This window comes from Kocuria sp. CNJ-770 (genome assembly GCF_001942375.1).
Lineage (GTDB): Bacteria > Actinomycetota > Actinomycetes > Actinomycetales > Micrococcaceae > Kocuria > Kocuria oceani.
Window position 1 is genome coordinate 1 of the sequence record NZ_MKJW01000071.1, and the last position, 1,096, is coordinate 1,096.

Annotated in this window: 2 protein-coding genes; one reads left to right on the plus strand and one right to left on the minus strand. The window is 68.0% G+C overall.

Translation table 11 applies throughout. The annotated features are described in order from the left end of the window. The coding region (locus BJF77_RS03230; RefSeq protein ID WP_139318417.1) for a TetR/AcrR family transcriptional regulator at positions 1-249 on the minus strand (249 nt) is incomplete at its 3' end. 385 nt (positions 250-634) lie between these two features. Between BJF77_RS03230 and BJF77_RS03235 the strand changes: the two genes are divergently transcribed. Then, on the plus strand, positions 635-1,069 hold the full coding sequence (locus tag BJF77_RS03235) for a DUF6640 family protein (RefSeq protein ID WP_139318418.1): 435 nt from the start codon (positions 635-637) through the stop codon (positions 1,067-1,069). The last annotated feature ends 27 nt before the right edge of the window (positions 1,070-1,096 follow it).

Consider the following 1,096-nt stretch of genomic DNA (forward strand, 5'->3'; position numbering starts at 1 on the left):
GGGCAGATCGGCGGGCAGGCCGGCCAGAATCGCGCTGGCGTCGTCGACACCACCGAAGGCGACCGAAGCGACTGCCTCCTCCTTGCAGGAGAAGTGGTTCGCGAAGGTGCGTCGGGAGTACCCCGCCCGCTCCACCACATCCGCGGTGACAAACCCGGACAGCCCGCGCTCACGCGTCAGCTCGAATGCCGCCTCGGCCAGCGCCTGCCCCGTCGCCTCGCGCTTGAGGTCCCGCAACCCACGATCCATGCCCATAGTGTGAACCACACTGCCCAATAAGCAAAATTGCCCAACGGGCAGACCGGTCTTCGCCTCGCCCCGTACTCCCAAGCTGCAGTCCACCGAGGGCAAGCCGGTAGCGCGAGAGGTGACATCGGATCAGGCAGCCCCGGCCCTCGGTGCGCTCCAGGCCGAGGGAGCGGATCCGGCCGGCTCCGCTGCTCGTGGCACCCCCACGCCCCCTCACTCCACTGGGCTGGTTTTCCCTCAGTTCTTCGCAGCGGTACCGCAGCGGCGACCACGACTCACCGGCGGGCGGGGCCGGCTCTGCCGCGGCGCGAGTCCTTGGTGCCTCGGTGCCTGAGGATCCTCCCGCGACGCGGGGAAGATGACACGGGTCCGATAGAGTGTCGCCATGTCAGCAGGGCGCACAATCCTGAATGTCGTTGCTGGGGCCACCACGGTGGGAGGATTCGCCGCGGACTGGAACCGCACGCACCTGTTCAATCCGAACTGGCCTGCGCATGCCCGGTTCCACGATGCGATGACCATCGCCGTGGCCGCGCTGCTGGGGGCTGGGGGACTGTATGCGTTGAACCGCAAGGGGCCGGACCCGGACCGGGACACCACCATGGGCGCCCTGTTGCCGGCGGTCTTCTGGACCTCCATGAGCGCGGCCTTCGCCTTTCCCGGCACCCAGGGCCTCCAAGCGGAATTTCCCCACCTGGTGCCCCGGGTTCGAGGAGTGTGGATCGACGAGCGGTTCGCCAGCGCGGGAATGCTGGGGCTGACCGGCCTCGGCTATGCACTCGAACGACGCACACGCCGGGGTCATCGGGCCCAGGTGTAAAAAGGCAACGTTGCTGTCAGGTTCTGA